Below are 19823 nucleotides of genomic sequence, written 5' to 3' on the forward strand. Positions count from 1 at the left end.
GTCCACTATGTGGTTCCCAACCAACAACCCCCACCCCCAGGGGCGTTGCACGGTCAACGGAACAAACACCACAGCATAACTAAATACTGGTAGTTGTAACCCACAAAATTTCCCCCACCACACCCCCAAACAACACCCGGGGGGTCGTGGCTGGTGCGGAGGAAGAGTTACGGCGGTCATAGCGTGGGGGAAACGCCCGGTCCCATTCCGAACCCGGAAGCTAAGACCCACAGCGCCGATGGTACTGCACTCGTGAGGGTGTGGGAGAGTAGGACACCGCCGGACAACCATTAAAAAAAGGACTAGGCCCCGCACACCGTGCGGGGCCTGACCCCTTTAACACCCCCAACACCACAACCCCCGGGCGAGGTGCTGCCCGGCACCGTTTTCCCGGTCGCGCTCCAGCCGGCGCTAAGCCGGCGCCGACATTGCATCGGAGGGAGTCAGGAATCCTCGCCGAGCGTGCCGCCGTCGAGGATTTCCATGGTCGCCGTATCCGCGGTGAGCATGATGGCGGCCTCATCGCGCCGGTGCCGCAGAATCGTGTCCAGATAAGACTGCACAGCCTCTGCCAGCGGCACGTTGCGGTCCTGCCTTTCGGACATGTACCATCGGTGTTCCAACACCTCGTGCACCACTTCCGCCGGTTCGAGTTTGCCGCCCAGTTCCCGTGGGATAGAGCGGACAATTGGCTCGAAGACGTGGCTGACCCAGGAGTGCGCGCTGATTTCCTCATCCAGGTCCGGAGTGTTGTCCGCGCGGTAGGTGTCCATGTCGTTAAGCAGCCGCCGGGCCTGATTTTCCTGTGCGTCAATGCCCGTCAGGCGCAGCAGCCGGCGTTGGTGGTGTCCGGCGTCGACCACTTTCGGCTGTAACGAGATGGTGGCGCCGTCTGGAGTGGTTTTGATGGTGTACTCGCCGACGTCGAAGCCAAGTTCGTTCAGGCGGCGGATGCGGGCTCCCACCCGCCAGCGCTCACCAAGCTCGAAGGACTCCTTCCCGGTCAGCTCTCCCCAGAGCCGGCGGTAGCTATCCATGATCAGCTCACTGGTAGCTACCGGATCGACTTTTTCCTCGATGAGGCCGCCCTCCAGCAGATCCATAAGTTCGCCGGCGATGTTGACCCGTGCGATTTCCAGGTCGTATTCGCGCTGCCCGGTGGAGAGGTCTGGGTACAGTTCGCCGGTCTCGGCATCCACCAGGTAGGCGGCGAAGGCCCCGGCGTCACGGCGGAAGAGCGTGTTGGACAGTGAGACGTCGCCCCAGTAGAAGCCGATGAGGTGCAGTCGGACCAGCAGTAGCGCCTGGGCGTCAATCAGGCGGGTCAGGGTGTCCCGGCGCAGCATCTGTGAAAAAAGTGCCCGATACGGAAGTGAGAACTTCAAATGGCGGGTAACCAACACCGGGTCCAGGGGGAGGCCGTCGGCAGTGGTGCGCCCGCTAATGACAGCTACCGGTTCGACGCAGGGTACGTCGAGGCGACGCAGCTTGCGGAGCATATGGTATTCATGTTTGGCCACATGCTCGCTGGTTTCCTTGATGGCGATGACGGAGCCGCTGAGGTGTGCAAAACGGACCACATGCCGGGAGATGCCGCGGGGCAGGGCGGCGAGGTTTTCCTCCGGCCAGTGCTCGAGGGCGATGTGCCAGGGGAGGTCCAGGAGCTCAGGTGCCGCCGTTGCCGCCGTGATGCTGAGCGAGCCAAGAACACCGGGCGGTGGTGCCGGCGGCCGTGGCAGCTTACCCTTTTGGCCAAAGTCCGTGGGCTCATCTGTCCACCGGGCGCCTGCAGAGTCCGTCATGGGTCAATTCTCCCTTAAGTGGCGGAAACACAGATCAGCGAAACACGGAATAACGCAAAACGCGGAGTGACCGAAACGCGGCGGCACCCCGGAGGTTGCCGCCGCGTTTTCGGTGAGGATCGTGCTTAGTCGCCGAGCCGCAGGCCGGAGGTGCTGTCGAAGAGGTGGATGTGCCCCTGCTGTGGACGCACAAACAGGTGGTCCCCCTTCGCCGGTGGGCGGCGGCCGTCGACACGGGCCACCATGTCGTAGTTCTTGCCGTCCACGGTGGTGTGCCCGTAAATGTAGGCATCCGCGCCCAGCTCTTCAACGACGTCAACCTCAACCTCGAGGCCTTCGCCCTCCGGAGCCGTTTCGAGGTCTTCCGGCCGCACACCCACCGTCACGGTGTTGCCTGCGGCGTGGGTGAGCACATCGCGCTGCACCGGGTACACGGCGCCGCCGAACTTCACGCCGCCGTCGACGACCGGCAGTTCCAGCAGGTTCATGGCGGGGGAGCCGATGAAGCCGGCCACGAAGACGTTGTTCGGGTGGTCATACAGCGCACGAGGAGTATCAACCTGCATCAGCAGTCCGTCCTTGAGCACCGCCACACGATCGCCCATGGTCATCGCCTCGACCTGGTCGTGCGTGACGTACACGGTTGTCACACCAAGCCGGCGGGTCAGCGACGCAATCTGCGTGCGGGTCTGCACGCGGAGCTTAGCGTCAAGGTTGGAGAGCGGCTCATCCATTAGGAAGACCTGCGGGTTACGGACAATCGCGCGACCCATGGCAACGCGCTGGCGCTGACCGCCGGAAAGCGCCTTCGGCTTGCGGTCCAGATATGCCTCGAGGTCCAGCAGCCGGGCGGCTTCCTTGACGCGGGTGGCGCGTTCTTCCTTCGGCACGCCTGCGATCTTCAGGGCGAAGCCCATGTTGTCCGCTACGGACATGTGCGGGTAGAGCGCGTAGTTTTGGAAAACCATCGCGATGTCGCGGTCCTTCGGGGGAACATCGGTAACGTCGCGGTCACCGATCAGAATCCGGCCGGAGTTGACGTCTTCCAACCCGGCGAGCATGCGCAGCGAGGTCGACTTACCGCAACCGGAGGGTCCAACGAGGACGAGGAATTCGCCGTCGGCGATTTCAATGTTGAGCTTGTCAACAGCGGGCTTCTCGGTGCCCGGATACAAACGCGTAGCGTGGTCAAAAGTAACTGTAGCCACAGTCATCAATCCCTTCATCGGCAGGTACGTGCCGAACGATCCGTAGTGAATGGTGATTTTTATTCAGTTAGCTGCCGCAATGTGCGCCACTTGAGCAGTATGTCATATAAAACGTGACGTGCATCTCAGCGGCACACTCCCGGCTGGATAATCTCAGCTGCGGGCGCTGCGCAATCCCAGCACCAGCTCCAACAGCGGCGCGACGTCATCCGGCGAACCGATGCGAAATTGTGCTGCAGTCTGCCCGGCGCCCACTTTGACGCCGACGTCCTGCGGCCCGAGAACGCCGAAGCCGTACTCGTCCGTGACGTCGTCGCCGGCGAAGAGCACCGCGGAGGCGTGGACGGCGTCGCGCAGGGTCCGCAGCCCGTCGCCTTTGTCCGCGCGCACCACGGAGAGTTCCAGTACGCGCTTGCCCTCACTCACGTAGACGCCGGGTAGGGCGTCCAGTGCAAGGTGCGCTTGTTCGACGGCGGCGGAAGCCGCGGAGTCCTCGGCCAGCCTGGTGTGCAGCACCACGCCGGCGGGTTTTTCCTCCAGCAAGGTTCCCGGGTGCTGCCCGGCGATGCCCTGGACCAGCGCTCTGGCCCGTCCGAGCAGCCGTGCCTGGGCCTGGGTCAACGTCAGCGGCCGGGCATCGGGCCCTAGCCAGACTTCCGCGCCGTGGCTGCCGATCAGCAGGGCCTCCGGCGGCGGGCTGGCGACCGCACGCAGACTGGCCAGTGCGCGCCCGGAGATCAGCGCCGTCGTCGTGCCCGGCAGGTGCGCCAGCGCAGCGAAGGCAGCCGCGGTTGCCGGCAGTGGGCGCGCGTCGCCGGCCCGCGGGACCAGCGGGGCCATGGTGCCGTCAAAATCCATGGCCACCAGCAGCCGTGGCGTACGGCACAGACGTTCGACGGCGGTGCTCAGGTCCGCGGGAAGGCCGGTCGGATCAGCGGTCATCCCGGACGGCCTTTTCATCCAGCGTGACCAGGAAGTCCTGTGACCAACGCTCCACATCATGGTCCAGCACCTGCCGGCGCATTGCGCGCATCCGTCGGCTGGCGGCCACGGGGCTGAGGTTGATGGCGGCCATGATGGTCTCTTTCAGACCGTCGATATCATGCGGATTGACCAGCATCGCCTGTCGGAGCTGGTCAGCCGCGCCGGTGAATTCGCTGAGCACCAGCGCGCCGGTGTTGTTGACCCGGGCGGCAACGTATTCCTTGGCCACCAGGTTCATGCCATCCCGCAGGGCCGTGACGAGCATGACGTCGGCGGCCAGGTAAAGCGCCACCATTTCCTCCACCGGATAACTGTGATGCAGATACCGCACAGCGGTGTTCTGGATCGTGTCGAACTGCCCGTTGATTCGCCCGACGGTGCCCTCCACCTCTTCGCGCAGCATCCGGTAGGTTTCCACGCGCTCCCGGCTGGGACTGGCAACCTGGATCATCGAGGCGTCCTCTACCCTGACGTTGCCCTCGTTGAGCAGTTCGCCATACGCCTTGAGCCTGTGCGTGATGCCCTTGGTATAGTCCAGCCGGTCCACGCCCAGCAGGATGGTTTTGGGATTGCCCAGATCGCTGCGGATCTGCCGCGCGCGTTCAATCACGTCCGGGCGGCGGGCCAGCGTCTGGATCTGCTCCACATCGATGGAGATCGGGAAGGCCTCGGCGCGCGCAATATGGCTCATGGCGCCGTCGGGCGTTGGCACATGCACCTGCTTTTGCTTCACGCTCGCGCCCAGGAAGCGACGGGCCGAGCGCAGGAAATTAGCGGTATCGTTGGGCCGCTGGAAGCCGATTAGATCCGCCCCGAGCAGCCCGTCAATTATGGCCCGGCGCCAGGGCAGCTGCGCGAAAATCTCCGGCGGCGGGAACGGGATGTGATTGAAAAAGCCGATCCGCAGGTCGGGCCGGCTCTGCCGCAGGTACCGCGGCACCAGCTGGAGCTGATAATCCTGCACCCAGACCGTGGCGCCCTGTGCGGCGGAGCGGGCAGCGGCGTCGGCGAACCGATGGTTAATCCTGCGGTACACGTCCCACCAGGTGCGGTGGAACTCCGGCGGCGCAATGACGTCGTGGTAGAGCGGCCAGAGAGTTGAATTGGAGAAGCCCTCGTAATATTGCTCAACCTCGTCGCTGCTGAGGGTTACCGGGATCAGCCGCATGCCCTCGTTATCGAAGGGCTCCAGGTCCTCGTCCGGAGCACCATGCCAGCCCACCCACGCGCCGTCGGCCTTGTTCATCACCGGGGCAAGCGCCGTGACCAGACCGCCCGGCGAACGCCGCCAGCCGCCGTCGCCCTCCGCTCCCGGAACTCTGTCCACCGGCAGGCGGTTGGACACGACGATGAAATCGAAGTCTCCCCGCGGCGCGTTGTCCATCGGCGTGCGCTCACGGATAATCTGGCTCGGACGTGTTTGAGGATCGGACAACAGTGTCTCCCGCGTTTGTCTGGTGCTTATCAGCCAGCCTATAGGTTCCGGAATCATAGCGCTTTTGGTTCGCTGGCCGGTCACTGGTCCGGTCATTTGTGCAGGCGTAACCCGGCTCCCCGGTTCGTCCCCTAAAATGGGGGAGTTGCCGCCGCGTGGAACTCCCGCGCCCACTGACACGAGGAACTATGACCCCGCAGAACGAGCCACGTCCCAGCAAAGCCGAACGAACCGCGCAGGCCCGCGAAGAGGCGCGCCGGATCCGCGAAGCACACGCCAAAAAGGAGAAGCGCAATGGCTGGCTGATCCGCGGCGGCGTCCTGCTGGCCGCCGTCATCGTCGTCGCCATTGTGGCCCTGTTGATCGTGCAGGGGACCAAAAAAGCGCCGGAAACCGCTGCCAGCGGACCAGTCCCCGCCAACGCCAACATCTACGGGGGCGTGGTTCAGGACAAGACTGGCGTGGTGCAGCACACGTCACCGGGCCAGGTCGACAAAGCAACCCTGCCGGCCGCACCCTCCGCCGGAGCCAGCGCCGCGGCCACTGATTTGGCCTCCATTGGCATCGCACCCAGCGCTGCGGGTAAGCCCGTGCAGATCGTTGCCTACGTGGACTTCATCTGCCCCGCGTGCAAACAGTTTGAAACCGCTTACGGCCCTGTGCTTAAGCAATGGCAGGACTCGGGGAAGGCGACCGTCGAGTACCGGGCAGCCGGCATCCTGGACCAGTACTCCAGCACCAACTACTCCTCCCGCGCCGCCGCCGCCGCCGCCTGCGTGGTGGATAAGTCCCCGGACAAATACGCCGCTTTCTTTAGCGCCCTCTACGCCAAGCAGCCCGCCGAAAACAGTGCGGGCCTGAGCAACGACGAACTGAAGACGATGGCCAAGGACGTGGGTGCTGCGGATATCGGCAGCTGTGTGGACAACACCACCTTCCGCCCCTACATTCAATACAGCACCCTCGCTGCGCACGCCCACAACGTCAATGGAACGCCGACCGTATTCGTGGACGGCAAGCAGTACACCGACACGACCGTTGCCTTCAACGCGTTTGCGCAACCGATTATCGACGCAAAGAAGTAGTCTCTTCGCTTGGTTCCGGACGGGCCTCGGGGCGGCTGCATTTAGCGATGCGGACGCCCCTGGGCTAGTCTTGTCTAGCTGGCTTTCGGGCCAGTCATGCCTCCTTAGCTCAGTTGGCCAGAGCACCTGTCTTGTAAACAGGGGGTCGCCGGTTCGAATCCGGCAGGAGGCTCAAGGAACCCGGAACGACGGGGTATCGGTGATTGGAATGGCCCCAATGAGGGGCCTTTCCAACTTAAGTCTCCACAAACTTCCCACATTGGGCCTCTATAGTCATTAGTTTTCATCCTTCTTCGCGGTCGGGGGGAGGCTCTTCCCTTCGGGGTGTGAAGGCATCCACGAGGCCCTGGTATCCAGGGCCTCCTGATGGTCTCAAAAGGAGGGTCCGGCGCGTCTGTGTGGCCACACAAATCATTCCGGAGCCGGTGGTGTCTGCGGGCACCTTTGCCGTGGCGGACCCGTGACCACAGGACCGGTGGCGTTCTTCCTGACCGCCCCGATCCGGTCGGGCAACATACTTTTTTGTAGTCTTCTTCACTCCTACCGTTTAGGTAGCCGGCGTGGGCCTCCATGGTGTTGATGTTCTCCCTGCGCCCCGTCCTCAACGACACCCGGCGCCCCTAACTCCCTGAATCTGCAAGTTTGTGTGGGTGAATGGAACAGCCCCTACCCAAATGTTGGAAAAGTCACTACCATTGGATTGTCGACAATCGACACCCGACAGTTGGCGCCTCATGATGAAGGTTGGAATATGAGCAAGCTGGAGAAGATCTCCCTGAAAGACCGTCTTGCCACGGAGCTTCGGCGCAAGATTCTCACAGGTGCCCTTCCTCCGCACTCCCGCGTCACTGAGCAGGATCTTGCGGATGAGTACGGCGTGAGCCGCGCCGTGGTGCGGGAGACCATGCTGGTGCTGGAATTGCAGGGGCTTATAACTTCTGTGCCCTACAAGGGTTCGGTGGTCGCCTCCATCTCCCGCACCGAAGTGGCCGAACTACTTTTGCCTATTCGAATCCATATCGAGCAGTTTGCGCTCAAACAAGGCATGCCCCTTTTTGATGCGGACACCTTTGAGGCCTTTGACCGTGTCTTGGCCGAAATGCAACGCGCCATCTATAACAAGGACATCGAAGCCTTCAATGAGGCCGACATGCGTTTCCACGCCATCATTGTGGATGCCTCTCCGACCGACTCTGCGCGAAGCATCTGGGATTCCATCCATCCACGGATCAGGATGCACTTCGCACTACAAACCGGGCGCACCGGCGCGCTTCCGGAATTCCTGGAAGACCACAGACGACTGGTTGACATCTTCCGGACCGGAGACGTCAACGCCAGTGTCGCCGCCATCAAGGCCCACATCATCGAGACGAACGAACCCCATCTGAGCGTGCTTGACAAATCCGTACAGGCATAACCACACGTAGATATCAATGCTCTGCCAAAGGAAACAACGTGATTGAAACCAAGGCCGCCAGCGAGGCGCCAAAGAAGTACCAAACACCCAGACCAAAAGTGGACAAGGTCCTCGTCGTCGGGGCCATCATCGTCGTCGGGATCGTCGTGGCGGCACTGCTGCTGTGGCCCAACCAAGCACAGTCCTCCGCAAGCTCCCTCTTCGATGGATCGACCCGTATCTTCGGCGCACCGGTTCAGGTGCTCGGGCTGGGCTGCTTCCTGCTGGCGGTACTGCTGGCGGTCTCCAAGTTCGGGCGAATCAAACTTGGCGAAGGCAAGCCCGCGTACTCTACATCCAGCTGGCTTTTCATGTTCATTTCCGCGGGCCTCGGATCGGCCACCATGTACTGGGCCTTCATGGAATGGGCCTACTACTACCAAACGCCCGGGCTCAATATTCAACCGGAATCCCGGGAAGCCCTGGACGTGAGTATGTCCTACACCTTCTTCCATTGGGGTCCCATCCCGTGGGCCATGTATGTGGTCGCCGGCATCTCGATGGCGTACTACTTCCACGTTCGAAAGGGTAAGCGCCTTAGCTACTCCGGCAACATAGAGGCAGTGACGAAAAAGGTAAAGGCCGACGGCATCGGCGGGCGCATCATTGACCTGCTGTTTCTTTTTGGCACCTTTGGCGGACTGATCCTGACCGTCACCGTGACGGTCAACACCGTCTCTGCCGGGGTCGCCGGACTATTGGGCGTTGAGAACGCTTTCTGGCTCAAGGCGGCCATCCTGGCCGTGTCTACCGTGGTGTACGGACTGAGTTCCTTCGTCGGCATTGACAAGGGATTGCAGAAACTGGCCAAAACCGCGATCATGGCCGCTTTCATCTTTGCCGCGGTGGTGTTCCTGATCGGCCCGTCGGAATTCATCATGGACAATGTCGTGAACGCTGCCGGACTGGAGGCTCAGAACTTCCTTCACATGAGCCTATTTACCGACCCGAACGGGGGCGGCTCCTTCAGCCGCGACTGGACAGTTTTCTACTGGCTCTACTGGATTTCCTACCTCCCCGGTGTAGCCATCTTCATTACCAGGGTCTCCAAGGGACGCACCATCCGGCAGACCGTCCTTGGCCTGATGGTAGGCGGCTGCGCCGGCACCATGTTCTTTTTCGGCATTCTCTCCAGCTATGCCATCCACCAGATGAACCATGGAACCGTTAACGCTCCACAGATCTTGGCAGGCAAGGGAGGCGACACGGCGGTCGCCGAACTGCTGAACACCTTGCCCTTCGGGGGATTCTTCTCCATCGTGTATTTCCTGATCATGCTGGTGTTCCTGGCCTCGCACATGGACGCCACCTCGTTCACTGTTGCCGCGGTCAGCACCCGGAACCTGCCACACGGGACCGACCCGGCCCGCAGCCTTCGCCTGTTCTGGGTTGTCATGCTGGCTGCCGTTCCGATGGCCATGCTTGCGATCAACGCCGACCTGGGCACGCTGAAAACGGGCCTGACCCTGACAGCCATCCCCTTCCTTTTCCTGCTGCTGGTCCAAATCTGGGGCCTCATCCGATGGCTCAGGCAGGATTCGGGCCGCATCGACACGAAAACTGGCCTCCTTCGCCCGGTGAAGCTGGAAGAGGCAGCAGAACCCACAGCTACGGAGGAAACGCGCTGATCATGAAGATTATCGACGTCGAAGCGATCTGGCTGCGCGTTCCATCGTTCGGTGAACGATGCGAGTGGGGCGAGGACGCGTTCCTGGTGAAAGTGCACACCGACACCGGCCTGATCGGAATGGGGGAATCCGACAGTGCCCCGGCCGTACTCAAAGCTTTAGTAGAGACACCCTCCTCCCATTCCACAAGTCGTGGGCTGCGTGAAGTCCTGCTGGGGGAAAACCCCCTGGACATTGACCGGCTGTGGCGGAAAATGTATGACGAATCCTCCTACATGGGTCGACGCGGGGCTGCCATACATGCCATCAGCGCCATCGACATAGCCCTGTGGGACATCGCATCCCAGCACTACGGGGTGCCGATCCATACGCTTCTGGGCGGGAAGGTCCGTGACGAGATTGCCGCCTACGGCACGTTCATTCCCAAAGACAGACCCGGGGACAACGCCAAGCTCGTCGAAGGGCTCCTCCAGTCCGGGTTCACCAGCCTGAAGCTGGGCGGTGGCCTGTTCGGCGCCGACCCGGATCACGACCATGAAGTCATGCGTGTTGTCCGGGAAACTGCAGGAGACGACGTGGACTTCGCAATTGACTTGGTGTACCAGTGGAAAAATTACCGCTACGCCAAAACCCAGTGCGACCGTATGGCCCAATTCGGACTGAACTGGATCGAGGAGCCCCTCCCCAGCGACGACCATCAGGGGTTGCGGCGTCTGGCGGAAACCTCGGGGACCCGGATATCCGGCGGCGAGGGACTCTCGACAGTGGCAGAATTTTCCGAATTCATCCGCGAGTCACGACCTGACATCATCCAGCCCGACATCACCCGTTGCGGGGGCATCAGCGAGATCCGAAAAATCCACGACGTCGCCGCGCGCTACAGCACCGAACTTGTCCCGCACGGATTCAGCACCGGCATTCTCATGGCCGCCACAGTGCAGTTTCTGGCCAGCATCCCGGGTGGGGAGCTCATCGAGTTCTCCCAAAGCACCAGCCCGCTGTCCCAGGACCTGGTCACAAATCCCATCACCTTGGAAAACGGCAAGGTCATGGTGCGGGACACGCCCGGTCTGGGCATCGAACTGGATGAAGAACTCATTTCCAAGTATCGCGTCGAAATGACGTTAGGGGCCTGACAGTGAAAAATCTTGCGATCGACTCTGTCGACGTATTCGTTCTGACAAACCCCGAGGCCAGGTATAGGACCTCGGCACACTATGACGAGCTCCAGATCACCAATACCGTGGTGAGAATCAATGCCGGCGATGCATTCGGGGTCGGCGGTGCCATCTCGTGGACCGAAGGCGGCGTAGACACGGCCCTGGGCAAGGCCATCGAACATGTTGGAAGCGCCCTGATCGGTCAGAACGCACTCAACCGGGAACGCCTCCACGGGCTGATGTCCAACAGGTGTGCCTCCATGCTGCCATTTTCCCTGGCGCCGCTGGACATCGCCTTATGGGACTTGGCCGGCAAAACGTTCGATGTGCCGCTGTACCAGCTACTGGGAGGTTACCGGGATGAAATCCCCGCCTATGCGAGCACCCCGTTCTTCGACACCATCGAGGAATACCTGGACATGGTCGCCCGGTATTTGGAGCAGGGCTACCGGGCGATCAAGTTCCACACCTGGTGCTACCCGGACAAGGACCTCGAACTGGTCAACGCCGTCGCGGAAAAATTCGGTGGACTCGATATTGCCTGGATGCTCGATGTTGAAGGGCGCTACAACCGGAAGGAAGCGCTGCGTGTCGGCCGGCGGCTGGAGGAGCTCGGGTACACCTGGTTCGAGGCGCCCCTGCCCGACAGCGATCTGGAAGGCTATCGCTGGCTGCGCAGCAAGCTGGACATTGAAATCATCCCGGCCGGCAACGAGCTCGTGACGCTGGATCTGGTACAGACGGGCATCTCCATGGGGAGCTGGGACCACGCCCGCGTCGATGCAACCCTCGCCGGTGGCATCACCGGAACCCAACGCATCATGTCCGCCGCCCGGGCGCATTCGATGAATGTCGAATTGCAGTCCTGGGGCTATACCCTCTCCCAAGCCGCCAACCTGCACCTCATGCTCGCGTTCCCCAATTGCCGGTACTTTGAACAGGCCATGCCCCTGGAACCGATGGAGTACGCCGCGCTTAACCCTATCCGCATAACTTCCAACGGACTTGTGAGGGCATCGAACAAGCCTGGATTGGGCATTGACCTTGATTGGGAACTAATCGAAAAGCAGGCCCTGGTCAAATACACGCTCCGATAACTCCTAAACTATCCTGCTGAAAGCGGAGCGCTGCCACCGGTTGGTAGGGCTCCGTTTTCAGCTTAACTGAGCAAATCCCGGCGGGTCCTCTCGCCGCCCCAGGAGGCGAACGAGCCCTCAGGGAAGATCGGGCTGCGGACCCGTCCAAGAGGCGAAGCCTGCCCGGCAAAGTGACGGGTCCAGGAAGGGCCAATCCATGGCAACGTGTCGCGGGCAGGGGGCTGGCTATGTCGACGTGCAAACTTAACAGGACTGCCAGCTAGCCTTGGGCCAGACGATAACGAAACAGTGACACCGTACCCACTGGAGGAGTTCACCAGGACGAGGCCTACGACTACCAAGTCAATGTTAAGGTTGCCCTTCAGTGGATCATCGACCGCTATTAGGTCATGACCCACAAGGATTCCCAAATCACCAAGGGCCCCAACGACTACTGCCGTGAAATCAGCAACCCCCGCTCCATCGTGGATCTGATCAAACGCGTTTTCACAGTGTCGTTGGAAACGATGAAGATCGTGGCACAGCTTCCGGCTCTGGATCTCGCTGAGTGATCGGCTGGGATCAATGCGAGGCCGACCAGGAGCATCGTTTAGGGGCAATCCGGTTCAGGTGGCCGCGTACGCCCGGCGCGTGAGCTCCTCGACCAGTGGCCAGTCGGCTGTGTTGCTGATCCTCAGCTCAAGATCCCCTGTCCCGAAGTGACCGATCTTGCTGACGTCCCGGCTAAATCCCTCTCTGAATTACACGGACGCCGGGTCGAGCTTTAATACGAGAGCAGGTTTTTTGAGGCGGGTGAACTTCTACGCAGGCGAAATTCTTCAGCTGACGGAAGGTGAAGTAGAGGGATCGCTCGTTCTTCACGACGTCATCACCGAGCGACAGCGCGAACGTCTCAAACTTCTCATAAAGGGCCGCTAACTCGTGATCTGCCTGGGCGAGTAATTCGGCGACTGTTTTGGACCGTGACGATTTCTTTTCGAGGACTCCCGGAGCCGGGGCTGAGAGGCCTATGGATGGAGGTATTCGTCGTAACGCGTGAAGTCGTTGGCAACGCAGATCAGCCGGGGGCGGACCCATCAAGACTCTCCGCTGTTGCGGTGGATGGGAAATCCTTCATCCATGCGCTGGAAAGTCATTGGGTCCTGCAGGAGGCTCCAGAAACCCCTCCGTTCAGGCGATTTTGTCCCTGACGGAGGAGTTTTCCATGCGTGAAAACAGGGAACGACACGCTTACGACACGCTTTCAGAAATCCGGCCGACACCCGTCGGCTCGCGGTCCGCATGGGGAAAGCCATGCAAGCAGGTAGAGAGACCTTGGGGCCGGCAACGGACCAAGGCAACATACCGCAGCTCCTGACGACCGAGGAAGCGGCCTTCTGGCTGCAGATGGCTCCCAAGTCCCTCAGGATCTAGTGGTCGTCGGGCCCGTAGATGAAGGCTTTAGCGTGATCGACGGCTTTTTTGAAGGCATCGTTGCGCAGGGTGATGTGATCGCTTTGCCGGGTTTCGAGGTAATCGGTGTTTCCAGGGCGTAGGAGCCAGATGTCACCGGCTGGTGGGAGGTAGAACACGGCGAAGGAGCGGTGGGTGTCGTCGTCATCGGCCCACACGGGGACGACGGCGAGCGCGCCGCCGGTGTCGGCGTTAATCCACTGCGCCCGGGGCATGGGTTGTTCGTGGAGTTCCGGGTCCAGGAACGGGGCGGTGCCTTTGCCCCAGCGTTGCTCGAAGCGTTCGTGGAATGCCGGCAATAGGGGTGAGTCGTAGCGACGCCATGCAGTCATCTAGATGCGCCTCCTGGCGGGTGGTTCCCACCGCAGCGGCCCGACGATAATCTTCGGCTGCCTAAACGGCGGCCCCGACATGAGTCCCGGAACTGCGGCCGAGGGGCCGGGAACGGGCGCCGCGCCTGTCGAATCTCTCAGGTGGTGGCGGCGCATCAGCGATCTGTACGCCCGGCCGACATCATCGGCGGTGGCACCGGGGCCCAGGTGCAGAACGGCATAGTAATCCGGTGACGTCGTCATGAGATCTGACGCTTCCTGTCGACAGCTTGTGGCGCCGGGTGCCGGTGCCGGTGCATTGCGGTGGTGGTTGTGTTGGGGGTGGGATGGTCCCCGGCCGCTGGGGCCGGGAACCATCCCTGGCGGCAGGGCCAAGAAACGTCTCTTCGTTACGCGTCCGGCGAGGTTGGGGCGCCGTGCAGGTACCGCCCTGTTCCCTTGTTAGACGGGTGCTGAGGGTGCCTTCTCTCGTGGTTAGGAGTTGATGGCCTGCCGGTCCCCTTCTTTGGTGGTGGTGATGGAGATCTTGCGGGGTTTGGCCCGTTCCGCCACCGGGATGCGCAATGTCAGCACGCCGGAGTCGTAACTGGCCTGGATGTTTTCAGTATCCAGGTTCTCGCCCAGGACCAGTTGGCGGCTGAACACACCCCGGGGCCTTTCAGCGGCGAGCATCTCCTTGTTCCCGTCAAGGCCCGGGCGTTCGGCCCTGACGGTGACCACGTTGCGTTCCACGTCCAGGTTGATCGAGTCCGGGCTGACACCGGGCAGGTCAAACTCGACGTCAAAGGTGTCCCCTTCACGCCAGGCGTCCATCGGCATGGCCGCCGGCCGGGCCGCGGTCCCCAGTACCTGCTGGGCCAGTCTGTCAAGTTCACGGAACGGGTCTGTACGCATCAACATGGCTATTCACTCCTTGTCAGTGTCACTTGATGCCATCTTCACTTGCTTACTGCCCATCAATACCTGTCATGATGGGCATAGATTTTTTATAACACGGCTGCCACACTGGTGCAAGAGGATTTTTTTACAGACTAAAGATTCTGCAGGTCCGGGGAACTTTGCAGGACCAGGCACAGGAAGGGGGATACCCGTAATGATCCGGGATCAGCGGGCGCGTGGGGTGTACGCTATCTCAGTTGCAGCTGAACTCGTCGGGACCGGTCAGCAAAACCTTCGGCTTTACGAACGCAAGGGTCTGGTGACCCCCGGGCGTACAGAGGGCGGTACGCGCCGGTACAGCGAGAACGATCTGGTGACCCTCCGCCGGATCGCGGAACTCCTCAACCAAGGACTTAACACCTCCGGTATCCGCCTGGTCCTGGCCCTGGAAACGGAAAACCAGACACTCAAGACCGAACTCTCACACCCCACGGACCGCCCAGATGGGTAACGCCACACGACAGCCAACCCAGAACCCGGTCACCACCGCTGGCGTTGCGGGAGTATCCGTGGAGGATAAGTGCGTGGAAGCATATTCAGTGGTTGGCTGCGCCGGGGGACTCGCCCATGGGAATGCCTCGCACCTTCAATCGGCTGAGCACCGTGAGGCAAACAAGCTCCCCGTCGGCATCAGATACCTCCATGCCGCCCAGCCTCGCCACAACGAAGGGTCCACAGCCCCGGCAGTTTTCATTAGAGGGGTACAACCCGCTATGCACCGATGTCTATGACGTAACTATTCACACCGATTAATTTCGCAGCCTTGCTCGCGCCAGCGAAGCGCAGTACATGACAGAAGCCCAGTTTCGTCCCGTCACTCAACTCAAGGACACCGTCTACACTTGCGCCACGGCCGTGAGTCAGAAGCGATCCGAAGACCACCTCGCTGACCGACGGAAGCCCGGAGACCCAAGCTAGAGCCACGGATTTTCCCATCAAGTTCCGCTCACCGACGAGAGCCCAGGAGACGTCACTGGCTAACAACGACGAAATAAAGTCGATATCCTTCATCGCCAGTGCCATAACCAGATCACGCACAATCCGCTTCCGTGGCGCATTGCCGCAGTCCGGTTCCCCCCGAATTGCCACCATGGACCGACTATACAATCTGATTCTGTAATTATGGTTCGATCCTTGCCCTAAAGCTTCAGCGATAGAGGTTGGCCCAGTGGGACCTATTGTATCCAGGGCTGCCTGCTAAGCGTGGCTTGGCGTATCCATCGGCGCCGGCACGGGGGAGAACGGCGAACTGAAGGATCCTGAGCAGGTTGCGCATATCCCTTTGAGAGGCATCCAATTCGTGGACGTGGTTAAGGCCGTTCCTGTGATGTACAGATCGCAACCGCATGTCTGATGGACGCTCCCGCCAGAAGATGTCAATGCTCTTGCCATTGCGGGTTTGATGTGGTGGCTAATTCCTTTGGCCCCTCGTGCTTGGACTCACCGCCTCACGTTGGCGGAGTTCGCCGGCCGCCCGTTCATCATCGTCTACGTCGCTCTCGCACTCGCTTTTGTGGCTGCGCGGGAAGATCGTGGATGCAGCCCGGGAGCAGGCCGACAAGGTTCTGTCCGGCACAATGCCCGAGCACACAGCGATGGATATGTTCGTCGTTGCAGAGGGCAGCTTCTGGAAGAGGCTGTTCTCCCTCTTCGGCTGCCCGGCAGCTAGATCAAGACCATGGCGGGCTCCCTCGACGCCGCGACCGCCGCCTGTCCAGGCAGAAGAGGAATCTTTTCATAGGTTCAGCCTTACGCATCGGACCGGAGGTGCCGATAGAGCGTCTTGACCGGTGATGACGCGGGGACTCTTCTCATTGACGCCGCACACGCGATTTGGGATCCGCCACCAGCCGTACACGAGCCTGGCCCGCGATGTCCCTGATAAGAAAAAGTGGTTATGAAAAAGTTTGCCCTCAGTGCCTCCGCCTTGCCGCTCGCTCTTGCCCTCGCTTTGGGGAGTGCATCCGTCCCGTTCACGAGTGCTTCCGCCGCTGTACCGACAGACACCGTAACTGTCGGAGCCGGATCAGACCTCATCCCTGTTATGCCCGACACACCCAAACCACCAGCGGATATGACCCTGCCAGCTGGGTCGGCGCTGATGCCGGCCGGCGCGGCGGGCAAAAATCCCGCGTCCGTCGAGGTGAATTCAGACTCCAGCGACATTTACGCCGCGCAGGTTCTCGACCTGATGAACGCCCAGCGGCGCAACGCGGGCGTGCCTGCGCTGCGCTGGAACCAGAAAGTCGCTAACGTCTCACAGGAATGGGCGAACCATCTGGGTGAAGCCACGAAGGACCCTAACTTTGATTGGGGGACCATCCATCGGGCCGACGGTGGCGGCCCGGCGATTTCGGCTGGAGCGACGTGGTATGCCGAAATCATCGGTTTCAATTTCACGCCACGCAATATTGTTGACTGGTGGATGAATTCGCCATCACACAGGGCTGCCATGTTGGACGGCCGCGAAACAGATGCCGGCGTCGGCTATGTCGTGCCGGCCTCCGGGCCGTACGCGGGCTGGCATCTGGTCGTTTCCAATATGGCCGGCTATCGCTCTTCTGGACCTGCCCCGGTACCTGCCCCAGCTCCAGCGTCTTTCTTCGGTGACCTGAGTGCCGGGCAGCCGTTTCTCACTGAAATCAATTGGGTCGCTGATAAAAAGATCGCCACGGGCTGGACCGAGGCCAACGGAGCCAAAACGTACCGCCCCTTTGACTCGGTGAGCCGGGAGGCCATGGCTGCCTTCATGTACCGTCTTGCCGGATCACCTGCATACACGGCGCCTGCATCGTCCCCGTTCGCAGACGTCGCCACGGGGCAGCAGTTTTACAAAGAAATTGCCTGGCTCGCTTCGAGGAGGATTTCGACCGGCTGGACCGAAGCGGACGGAACCAGTACTTTCCGGCCGCAGCAGCCCGTCGAGCGGGATGTCATGGCTGCCTTCTTGTACCGTCTCTCCGGTTCGCCGTCGTACACGGCACCGAAGGTATCTGCGTTCGCTGACGTCTCCTCCGGCCAGCAGTTCTACAAAGAAATTGCCTGGCTGTCAGCCAGGGGCATTTCCAGCGGCTGGACCGAAGTCAACGGCACCCGGACCTTTAAATCAGTCCAAAGCGTCAACCGCGATGCCATGGCCGCTTTCATGTACCGATGGGTCCACTGAGCGGCCGGGAGCAGTTTTACTTCCTCAAACGAGTGTCGATGGGGAAAACAGCGACCCCGTGAAGTTTTCGGAATGACTGCAATTTCCCGGGCCGACCCGAAGCCCATTGCACCTTCGTAACTACTTGGGTCATTGATTTATACGTGTTGACTGCTGTGGAGCCTTGGCTGACGATGAGTGCAGCCGGTGACTCCCGTACCGGCCTAACCACGATATTGTGGATTTTATCGGGCAGGAATCGGCGGAATATCGCATGGAAAACCGTATTGAACCGCCTGACTTTGACCTCGCGCAGCGGTCACCGACGTGAATCGCATCGCGGTCGTCGAGGACGAGCCAGAGCTGGCCAGACTCCTCGGCCGCATCCTCTGTGGTGCCGGCCACACGGTCACGGTGGCCGGCACGGTGGCCGGTGCCTTGGCGGCAATCCGCACCGTCGACCCGGATCTGATCATTCTGGACCTCGTGCTGCCGGACGGACGCGGCGAGGACGTGCTCGCCGAACTAATGCGGTTCCGCCCGTTGAGCCGTGTCCTGGTGCTGTCATCGATGACGCAGGTGGCGACGCGTGTCGGTGTTTTGGAGGGCGGTGCGGTGGATTTTATGGCCAAACCGTTCGCCAACGCTGAGCTGTTGGCGCGGGTCAATGCCCGTATCCGGACACCCGCGACGGCGGCGCAGGCATCGGCTGCAATGGTCCCCCGTTTCCTCCACATGGCCGGTGTCGAAATTGATGTGCAGCAGCGCGAACTTGTGGTCGACGGGCGCCACGTTCCATTGACCCATCGGGAGTTCGTGCTGCTGGCCTTCCTCCTCGAGCGGGCGCCCGAACCGTGCTCTCGAACCGAATTGCTCGAGCGCGTGTGGGGGACGAAATTCGATCCAGGCACGAACGTCGTGGACGTCTGTGTGCGCCGGCTGCGATCGAAACTCTCCAACGACAAGATAGAAACGGTGCGAAATGTCGGATATAGGATCGCGGCATAAGGCCGTCCTTGCCGCCGCCTGGGCGGTATTCGCGGGAGTGAACTGCTACCTCACCTTTGCGCTGCCCGGCAAAGAGACCATCCCTTTTCACCTCGTGTGGGCCAGTTTCGCACTGCTGTACGGGCTGTGCACGTGGCCACGGCGGGCCACCCTGGTCGTCTTCGCCATCATCACGACGGTAACGGGCATCGCGCTGGTCCGGCACGCAATGGCAGGGGTCATCGCGTGGGAAGAATGCAGCGAGACCGTCCTGATGGGCGGCATTGTCTCGCTGTTGATTTGGCACGTGAACCGGCAGTGGTCCGCTCAGGCCCGGTTGCGGGCGCTGCAGCAAGCCGACCGGCACCGCAGTGAGCAGCGGGAGAACGCAGCCAGGTTCGGTTCGCATGAGGTACGCACTCGGCTGACAATTGCCCGGGGCTACGCGCAACTCATCGCCGACCAGTCAGCCGATCCGACGGTGCAGGAGGACGCCGAGCTGGTGGTTGCCGAACTCGTCAAGGCGTCTGCTTTGGCCACCAACTTGCTTACGCTGGTCCGGGTTGTGGAACCGTCGTCCGCTGAACCGGTCAACGTCGACCGGATACTGACCGGTGTTTTGCGCAGATGGTCGGTCACTGCCGACCGGATCTGGAGTTCCCGGAGTACGGTCGGTACCGCGCAGGGCGACAACGAACGGCTCGAGGCAATGCTGGATTGCCTGTTGGAGAATGCGGTCAAGTTCACCCGTCCGGGAGACTCTATTGCGATGACGGCGGATGCCGAGGGCGACGAGTTGGTCCTGACAGTGCGGGATAGCGGGACGGGTATACCGGCCGCGGAACTTGATGCCGTGTTCGAGATCTTCAGGACTGCGTCGACCGCAGGCGAGCGCGCCGGGAGCGGACTGGGCTTGGCCATCGTGAAGGCCGCCACGGAAGCCCGTGGGGGTACCGTTTCAGTGGCCAGCTCGCTCGGTGACGGAACCACCTTCACCCTGCGCTTGCCGGTACAGCCAGTGCCACTTACTCCGGTCGGAGAACCCGCATCCGGCCCGAGTGGCCATGGTGCCCTCAGCGAGTCAGCGGACGTGCTTAGCTGACGCGGGCACCT

General features: G+C 61.4%; 17 protein-coding genes, 1 tRNA gene and 1 rRNA gene. 12 read left to right on the forward strand and 7 right to left on the reverse strand.

Annotation, left to right across the window (positions count from 1 at the left end; translation table 11 throughout):
* Positions 1-168 precede the first annotated feature (168 nt).
* Positions 169-285: ribosomal RNA gene (rrf, locus tag OS914_RS14440) — 5S ribosomal RNA — on the forward strand.
* A gap of 158 nt (positions 286-443) precedes the next feature.
* Here rrf and OS914_RS14445 read toward each other — a convergent pair.
* The 4 genes from OS914_RS14445 to OS914_RS14460 form a co-directional block, all read right to left on the reverse strand.
* Positions 444-1802, reverse strand: coding sequence for a DUF4032 domain-containing protein (locus tag OS914_RS14445; protein ID WP_267546765.1), 1359 nt, complete (start codon positions 1800-1802; stop codon positions 444-446).
* A 125-nt stretch (positions 1803-1927) separates the two neighbouring features.
* A complete protein-coding gene (locus OS914_RS14450) occupies positions 1928-3010 on the reverse strand; it encodes an ABC transporter ATP-binding protein (protein WP_267546766.1) in 1083 nt (360 codons plus the stop codon).
* Positions 3011-3163: 153 nt separating this feature from the next.
* Positions 3164-3952, reverse strand: coding sequence for a trehalose-phosphatase (otsB, locus tag OS914_RS14455; RefSeq protein WP_267546767.1), 789 nt, complete (start codon positions 3950-3952; stop codon positions 3164-3166).
* Complete coding sequence (locus tag OS914_RS14460; RefSeq protein ID WP_267546821.1) at positions 3942-5378, reverse strand: alpha,alpha-trehalose-phosphate synthase (UDP-forming); 1437 nt, start codon at positions 5376-5378, stop codon at positions 3942-3944. Before OS914_RS14460 ends, otsB begins: the two co-directional genes overlap by 11 nt.
* A gap of 239 nt (positions 5379-5617) precedes the next feature.
* On the opposite strand from OS914_RS14460, the gene OS914_RS14465 reads away from it, so the two are divergent.
* The 7 genes from OS914_RS14465 (at position 5618) to OS914_RS14495 (ending at position 12406) form a co-directional block, all read left to right on the forward strand.
* Positions 5618-6514: a DsbA family protein gene (locus OS914_RS14465; protein WP_267546768.1), complete on the forward strand. Its 897-nt coding sequence runs from the start codon at positions 5618-5620 to the stop codon at positions 6512-6514.
* 98 nt (positions 6515-6612) lie between these two features.
* Positions 6613-6686: transfer RNA gene (locus tag OS914_RS14470), tRNA-Thr, on the forward strand.
* A 579-nt stretch (positions 6687-7265) separates the two neighbouring features.
* Positions 7266-7931, forward strand: coding sequence for a GntR family transcriptional regulator (locus OS914_RS14475; RefSeq protein WP_267546769.1), 666 nt, complete (start codon positions 7266-7268; stop codon positions 7929-7931).
* Positions 7932-7969: 38 nt separating this feature from the next.
* Entirely contained in the window at positions 7970-9598 is a 1629-nt protein-coding gene (locus tag OS914_RS14480) for a BCCT family transporter (RefSeq protein ID WP_267546770.1), read from the forward strand.
* A 2-nt stretch (positions 9599-9600) separates the two neighbouring features.
* Complete coding sequence (locus OS914_RS14485; RefSeq protein ID WP_267546771.1) at positions 9601-10734, forward strand: mandelate racemase/muconate lactonizing enzyme family protein; 1134 nt, start codon at positions 9601-9603, stop codon at positions 10732-10734.
* A gap of 2 nt (positions 10735-10736) precedes the next feature.
* Positions 10737-11855: a mandelate racemase/muconate lactonizing enzyme family protein gene (locus OS914_RS14490; protein WP_267546772.1), complete on the forward strand. Its 1119-nt coding sequence runs from the start codon at positions 10737-10739 to the stop codon at positions 11853-11855.
* 389 nt (positions 11856-12244) lie between these two features.
* A complete protein-coding gene (locus OS914_RS14495; RefSeq protein ID WP_267546773.1) occupies positions 12245-12406 on the forward strand; it encodes a hypothetical protein in 162 nt (53 codons plus the stop codon).
* Between the two features lie 858 nt (positions 12407-13264).
* Here OS914_RS14495 and OS914_RS14500 read toward each other — a convergent pair.
* Both OS914_RS14500 and OS914_RS14505 read right to left on the reverse strand, forming a co-directional pair.
* A complete protein-coding gene (locus OS914_RS14500) occupies positions 13265-13639 on the reverse strand; it encodes a hypothetical protein (protein ID WP_267546774.1) in 375 nt (124 codons plus the stop codon).
* Between the two features lie 474 nt (positions 13640-14113).
* A complete protein-coding gene (locus tag OS914_RS14505; RefSeq protein WP_267546775.1) occupies positions 14114-14539 on the reverse strand; it encodes an Hsp20/alpha crystallin family protein in 426 nt (141 codons plus the stop codon).
* A gap of 193 nt (positions 14540-14732) precedes the next feature.
* Between OS914_RS14505 and OS914_RS14510 the strand changes: the two genes are divergently transcribed.
* On the forward strand, positions 14733-15029 hold the full coding sequence (locus OS914_RS14510) for a MerR family transcriptional regulator (RefSeq protein ID WP_267546776.1): 297 nt from the start codon (positions 14733-14735) through the stop codon (positions 15027-15029).
* A gap of 260 nt (positions 15030-15289) precedes the next feature.
* Here the strand turns inward: OS914_RS14510 and OS914_RS14515 are convergent, their stop codons facing one another.
* Positions 15290-15616, reverse strand: a complete 327-nt coding sequence (locus tag OS914_RS14515) for a hypothetical protein (protein WP_267546777.1) — start codon at positions 15614-15616, stop codon at positions 15290-15292.
* 859 nt (positions 15617-16475) lie between these two features.
* Between OS914_RS14515 and OS914_RS18115 the strand changes: the two genes are divergently transcribed.
* The 3 genes from OS914_RS18115 to OS914_RS14535 all read left to right on the forward strand — a co-directional run bounded on the left by OS914_RS18115 (position 16476) and on the right by OS914_RS14535 (position 19812).
* The gene (locus OS914_RS18115) at positions 16476-17744 is read left to right on the forward strand and encodes a CAP and S-layer homology domain-containing protein (RefSeq protein WP_324290667.1); all 1269 of its coding nucleotides are present in this window, start codon (positions 16476-16478) and stop codon (positions 17742-17744) included.
* Positions 17745-18050: 306 nt separating this feature from the next.
* Entirely contained in the window at positions 18051-18731 is a 681-nt protein-coding gene (locus tag OS914_RS14530; RefSeq protein WP_267546778.1) for a response regulator transcription factor, read from the forward strand.
* Positions 18706-19812, forward strand: coding sequence for a sensor histidine kinase (locus OS914_RS14535; RefSeq protein WP_267546779.1), 1107 nt, complete (start codon positions 18706-18708; stop codon positions 19810-19812). Before OS914_RS14530 ends, OS914_RS14535 begins: the two co-directional genes overlap by 26 nt.
* The last annotated feature ends 11 nt before the right edge of the window (positions 19813-19823 follow it).

It is taken from the genome of Arthrobacter endolithicus (genome assembly GCF_026627425.1).
In the GTDB taxonomy this organism is placed as follows: domain Bacteria; phylum Actinomycetota; class Actinomycetes; order Actinomycetales; family Micrococcaceae; genus Arthrobacter_M.

Coding starts and splice junctions, on each gene's coding strand:
- OS914_RS14535 (WP_267546779.1), top strand. CDS start 18,706: ATGTCGGATATAGGATCGCGGCATAAGGCCGTCCTTGCCGCCGCCTGG.
- OS914_RS14445 (WP_267546765.1), bottom strand. CDS start 1,802: ATGACGGACTCTGCAGGCGCCCGGTGGACAGATGAGCCCACGGACTTT.
- OS914_RS14485 (WP_267546771.1), top strand. CDS start 9,601: ATGAAGATTATCGACGTCGAAGCGATCTGGCTGCGCGTTCCATCGTTC.
- OS914_RS18115 (WP_324290667.1), top strand. CDS start 16,476: ATGAAAAAGTTTGCCCTCAGTGCCTCCGCCTTGCCGCTCGCTCTTGCC.
- OS914_RS14510 (WP_267546776.1), top strand. CDS start 14,733: ATGATCCGGGATCAGCGGGCGCGTGGGGTGTACGCTATCTCAGTTGCA.
- otsB (WP_267546767.1), bottom strand. CDS start 3,952: ATGACCGCTGATCCGACCGGCCTTCCCGCGGACCTGAGCACCGCCGTC.
- OS914_RS14495 (WP_267546773.1), top strand. CDS start 12,245: ATGACCCACAAGGATTCCCAAATCACCAAGGGCCCCAACGACTACTGC.
- OS914_RS14475 (WP_267546769.1), top strand. CDS start 7,266: ATGAGCAAGCTGGAGAAGATCTCCCTGAAAGACCGTCTTGCCACGGAG.
- OS914_RS14465 (WP_267546768.1), top strand. CDS start 5,618: ATGACCCCGCAGAACGAGCCACGTCCCAGCAAAGCCGAACGAACCGCG.
- OS914_RS14500 (WP_267546774.1), bottom strand. CDS start 13,639: ATGACTGCATGGCGTCGCTACGACTCACCCCTATTGCCGGCATTCCAC.
- OS914_RS14505 (WP_267546775.1), bottom strand. CDS start 14,539: ATGTTGATGCGTACAGACCCGTTCCGTGAACTTGACAGACTGGCCCAG.
- OS914_RS14460 (WP_267546821.1), bottom strand. CDS start 5,378: ATGGACAACGCGCCGCGGGGAGACTTCGATTTCATCGTCGTGTCCAAC.